6 protein-coding genes and 2 pseudogenes are annotated in these 4,121 nt (G+C 65.5%); 5 read left to right on the forward strand and 3 right to left on the reverse strand.

Annotated features, from left to right (window positions below):
• Positions 1–108: pseudogene (locus GO615_RS29070) on the forward strand (IS110 family transposase); the annotation flags it as partial.
• On the opposite strand, the gene GO615_RS27205 reads toward GO615_RS29070, so the two are convergent.
• Complete coding sequence (locus GO615_RS27205) at positions 92–550, reverse strand: PAS domain-containing protein (protein ID WP_169132977.1); 459 nt, start codon at positions 548–550, stop codon at positions 92–94. The pseudogene GO615_RS29070 and the gene GO615_RS27205 sit on opposite strands and share 17 nt — an antisense overlap.
• A gap of 265 nt (positions 551–815) precedes the next feature.
• A pseudogene (locus GO615_RS27210) lies at positions 816–1,037 on the reverse strand (phosphomannomutase/phosphoglucomutase); the annotation flags it as partial.
• On the opposite strand from GO615_RS27210, the gene GO615_RS29575 reads away from it, so the two are divergent.
• The 4 genes from GO615_RS29575 (at position 1,015) to GO615_RS27230 (ending at position 2,565) form a co-directional block, all read left to right on the forward strand.
• Positions 1,015–1,233: a substrate-binding domain-containing protein gene (locus GO615_RS29575; protein WP_169132978.1), complete on the forward strand. Its 219-nt coding sequence runs from the start codon at positions 1,015–1,017 to the stop codon at positions 1,231–1,233. The pseudogene GO615_RS27210 and the gene GO615_RS29575 sit on opposite strands and share 23 nt — an antisense overlap.
• 81 nt (positions 1,234–1,314) lie before the next feature.
• Positions 1,315–1,563 (forward strand): thioredoxin family protein, encoded by a 249-nt coding sequence (locus tag GO615_RS27220; protein WP_169132979.1) that lies wholly within the window; start codon positions 1,315–1,317, stop codon positions 1,561–1,563.
• A gap of 93 nt (positions 1,564–1,656) precedes the next feature.
• The gene (locus tag GO615_RS27225; RefSeq protein ID WP_246262500.1) at positions 1,657–2,124 is read left to right on the forward strand and encodes a hypothetical protein; all 468 of its coding nucleotides are present in this window, start codon (positions 1,657–1,659) and stop codon (positions 2,122–2,124) included.
• Between the two features lie 171 nt (positions 2,125–2,295).
• Positions 2,296–2,565 (forward strand): hypothetical protein, encoded by a 270-nt coding sequence (locus GO615_RS27230; RefSeq protein WP_169132980.1) that lies wholly within the window; start codon positions 2,296–2,298, stop codon positions 2,563–2,565.
• A gap of 111 nt (positions 2,566–2,676) precedes the next feature.
• On the opposite strand, the gene GO615_RS27235 is transcribed toward GO615_RS27230, so the two are convergent.
• Complete coding sequence (locus tag GO615_RS27235) at positions 2,677–4,053, reverse strand: multicopper oxidase family protein (RefSeq protein ID WP_169132981.1); 1,377 nt, start codon at positions 4,051–4,053, stop codon at positions 2,677–2,679.
• Positions 4,054–4,121: the final 68 nt, after the last annotated feature.

The following is a 4,121-nucleotide window of genomic DNA, read 5'->3' on the forward strand; positions in this document are numbered from 1 at the left end:
AAACCGCCCATGCTCATCATCGGTGCCATGATGCGAAAGCTCGTTCATGTCGCCTTCGGCGTGCTCAAATCGGGAAAGGCTTTCGATCCCGCTATACATGGCGCTTGACCCGGATAACAGTATCTACGCCGACGAGGCCGATGACCTTGCCCTCGCCGTCGCGCAGGAGAACCTTGGTCGTCTGCAGCCAGCCTGTCTCGCCGTTGCTCAGGTCCGGCACGACCTGCTCGAAGGCGACGAGGGGGCGACCGGAGTGGATGAGCTCCTGCTCCACGGCGAAGTATCCCGAGGCGATTTCCGCGGGGTAGAAGTCGAAATCGGTCTTGCCGATCATCTGTTCGGGCGTGCTCGCGCCCATGTGGAAGGCCACCGCCCTGTTGGCGAAGATGAAGCGGCTCTGCCGGTCCTTCGCGTAGATCCGGTCCGGAATCATGTCCACGAGCGTCCTGAAGACCCACTCCTGAACCGCCCACGGCGCGGCGACCGCGTTCGCCTCGCTCGGTCGCGGCGCTTCGGTTGACCGCCCGTCACCCTCTTGGTCCCTGTTCATGGCAGCCTCCTCCTGCCAGCGCCCAGGCGCCAGCGGCACCCGGCGCGGCAAGCAGCCCGGCCCTTGTGCTCCCCTCAGTCTAGGCCTCTACAGGGCTATAGCACAGGAGGCGACCGGACAGCCAGCTTGAGCCCGTACGCCGCCTCGTCTCGGAAGAAGGGGGCGCAGATAGGTCAAGTGGATTGCCGCAGGGCGAGTTTGGTTCCTTGTTCGTTGTCCGCTCGGGCGAAGTCCTAGCCTCATGAGAACGCTTACGGCATGGACCTCAGTAAGGCAGACTGACCCCGGGCCAGATCCCGGTGATGGCCCGCCGGAAGTCCTCGTGGATGCGGGCGAGCGCGGTCGGGGCGTCGGCCTCGAAGCGCAGCACCACCACCGGGGTGGTGTTCGAGGGGCGGGCGAGCCCGAAGCCGTCGGGGTACTCCACCCGTACCCCGTCGATGGTCAGAATGCTCGCGGGGGTAATGCGCCGGAACATCTGCCACTCGCTCGCGCCCTTTGCCACGCCGCCGCTCACGACGGTGCGCTCCGATCCCATCGGACACGGCCGCCTTGCCGTGAAGATGTTGCTCTCGCAAATTCACACGCGCGACCATCCGATCGAGGGCGCGGATGAGTCCCCGGCACCGCTCGTGATCCGCGAATCCTGCGGCGCCCGCACCGCGCCGGGAAAGGGCGGCTGAGCGCATCTGCGCTAGAGCGTCTTCACCGTCCGCGCTCCGGGCTTTACGCACTGCGCGTGCAGCGGAAGCAGTGCTTCTCGCATGATCGAAGTGCTTTTCATCTGCGTGCCGAACTGCGTGCAATGCGCCAAGGCGAAAGCGATCATCGAGAAGGTGCAGCCGGACTTTCCAGAGATGGAAGTGAGCTATGTCGATGTGACCGAGCACCCGGAGATTCTTAACAAATACCGAGTGATGGCCGCCCCCGGCATCGTCGTCAACGGCAAGCTCGAGGCCAGCGGCGGGCTCGACGAATCCGTCTTCCGCGCGCGCCTGGCCGCGCTCAGGTGAGGCGTACGGTCCTGTCGATCTCGTTGGCCGATTCAGATGATTCGCAGATACAGCGCAGCGACGTTTCACGACTGACGTTCAGAGGAGACAATCATGCTCAAGCAATTTCTGCAGAAAACCTTCGGCGTCCTGGTCGCTGTCGGACTGCTTTTCGTGGGTGCGGCGTTTGCGGCGGAAACCGGGCGTCATCTACGCGTGGATGATGTGGATGTCTATTACGGCATCCTTCCGGCGCAGGTCGCGGGCAAGCATGATCCTGCCCACGAGGAACGCACGATGCACGGTCGTGTGCCGCGAGGGAGTAAGGACTCTCACCTCATCGTGGCGCTCTTCGGCAAGGACGGCGTCCGCATCACCGATGCGGAGGTCAGCGCGACCGTGGCTGAACTGGGAATGTCCGGGGCGCGGAAGACGTTGGAGCCGATGCGCATCGAAGATACGATCAGTTTCGGCAATTACTTCGCGATATACGGCTCCGGTCCCTACCGGATTACGCTGGAAATCCGGCTTCCCGGCGCCAGACGCTCCACGGAGGCGGTGTTCGAATACCAGGCGCGCTAGGGGAGGGCACCTGTGCCTTCGCACGGGAGCGCTTGCCGAACAGGCTGACTTATCGGTAATCCGAACGTCATCGCATCGACAGGTACCCTGGCGCACAATCACAAGTGTCTGCAAACGACGTCCGGACAGTCGAGTCCGGAGCAGCTTCGCCAACCATCGCGGGAGAGGATCATGAAATTCAGGACTGCATTCGCTATCAGCGTATTCTCAGCCGCCGCCGCGCTGTCCTTCGGCGCCGGCGCAGCGCAGGAAACTGCGGCGGCCGGGCAGGCCGTCGACGCCGTGCCGCCGGTGAAGGCCGCTCAAGCGATGCCACGGCACAACCACATGACCGAAAAACTCGGCGTACCCGTCCAGCAGGCGGCCGCGTCGGACAAGGAATCCGCGACAACGGAGAAGGCACCGCTCAAGCGACACAATCACCAGCGCGACATGAAGTAAGGTGCCTTGGCGCCATTCCCGTCACACGCGAACCGGCAGGCACGGCGAGTACCATGTCGGCCGGTTTCCTGCAGCGCGTCCATCAGTAGCAACGGCCCGCAATGCCTGTCCTCATCTCGATCGCCCATGCGGTTTGCGTACCGCATACTCTTGCGCGGGACCATTGAGCGCCGGCGCCCGCGCGCTGCGCGTGGGTGCGGCGAGCGGACCATCCCATTCGTGAGCGATGGTGCCTTCCGGATGCGCGTACCAGCCGGGATCCGAGTAGTCGCCCGGCCGCTGGTCGCGGCGCACCTTGAGGACGGTGAACATCCCGCCCATCTCGATCGCACCGAAGGGGCCGCGGCCGCTCATCATCGGCAGCGTGTTGTCGGGCAGGGGCATCTCCATCTCGCTCATGTCCGCCATGCCCCGCTCCCCCATTAGCATGTAGTCGGGCACCAGCCGCTGCAGCGGACCGATCAGACCGCGATGGTCGACGCCGATCATGGTCGGCACGGCGTGCCCCATCGCATTCATCGTGTGGTGCGACTTGTGGCAATGGACGGCCCAGTCGCCGGGCTCGTCGGCGACGAACTCGAGCTGGCGCATCTGCCCGACCGCGACGTCCGTGGTGACCTCCGGCCAGCGCGCGGCGCGCGGGGTCGGGCCACCGTCGGTGCCGCTGACGACGAATTCGTGGCCGTGAATATGGATGGGATGATTGGTCATCGTCAGGTTGCCGATCCGCAGTCGCACGCGGTCGCCCTGGCGCACGTTGAGCGAATCGATCCCCGGAAAGACGCGGCTGTTGAAGGTCCACAGGTTGAAGTCGAGCATCGTATTGACCTTCGGCACGGCGCCGCCGGGTTCGATGTCGTAGGCGTTGAGCAGGACGCAGAAATCGCGCTCGACCTGGTCGATCAATGGGTGGGCGGCGCGCGGATGGGTGACCCAGAAGCCCATCATGCCCATCGCCATCTGCACCATTTCGTCGGCATGCGGGTGGTACATGAAGGTGCCGGGACGGCGCGCGACGAATTCATAGGCGAAGGTCTTGCCCGGCGGGATGTGCGGCTGGGTGAGCCCGCCGACGCCGTCCATGCCGTTGGGCACACGCTGGCCGTGCCAGTGGATGGAGGTATGCTCGGGCAGGCGGTTGGTGACGAAGATCCGCACGCGGTCGCCTTCGACGACCTCGATCGTGGGGCCCGGCGACTGACCGTTGTAGCCCCACAGGCGCGCGATCATGTTCGGGGCGAGCTCGCGCTCGACCGGCTCGGCGACGAGGTGGAACTCCTTGACGCCGTCGCGCGTGCGCCAGGGAGCGCTCCAGCCGTTGAGCGTGACCACCGGATGAAAGGGCCGTCCGTTGGCCGGGGGCGAGGGTGGCGCGGTCTCGGCGCTCGAGCGCAGCGCCGGTTCGGGCAGTGCGGACAGCGCCGCCCGGCCGACCGTCGCGGCGGCCGCGAATCCGGCGGCCGAAAGAAACCGGCGGCGATCGATCATGGCGTCCTCCTTGCAATCAGTGGCCGCCCGCGCCGGTGGGGGCGGCCACTGATTGCAAGGAGGACGCC

This window comes from Aromatoleum evansii, assembly GCF_012910805.1.
Taxonomy (GTDB): domain Bacteria; phylum Pseudomonadota; class Gammaproteobacteria; order Burkholderiales; family Rhodocyclaceae; genus Aromatoleum; species Aromatoleum evansii.

Excerpts from the sequence above, each read along its gene's own strand:
- GO615_RS27205 (WP_169132977.1), bottom strand. The coding sequence starts at position 550 with ATGAACAGGGACCAAGAGGGTGACGGGCGGTCAACCGAAGCGCCGCGA.
- GO615_RS29575 (WP_169132978.1), top strand. The coding sequence starts at position 1,015 with ATGCGCCGGAACATCTGCCACTCGCTCGCGCCCTTTGCCACGCCGCCG.
- GO615_RS27220 (WP_169132979.1), top strand. The coding sequence starts at position 1,315 with ATGATCGAAGTGCTTTTCATCTGCGTGCCGAACTGCGTGCAATGCGCC.
- GO615_RS27225 (WP_246262500.1), top strand. The coding sequence starts at position 1,657 with ATGCTCAAGCAATTTCTGCAGAAAACCTTCGGCGTCCTGGTCGCTGTC.
- GO615_RS27230 (WP_169132980.1), top strand. The coding sequence starts at position 2,296 with ATGAAATTCAGGACTGCATTCGCTATCAGCGTATTCTCAGCCGCCGCC.
- GO615_RS27235 (WP_169132981.1), bottom strand. The coding sequence starts at position 4,053 with ATGATCGATCGCCGCCGGTTTCTTTCGGCCGCCGGATTCGCGGCCGCC.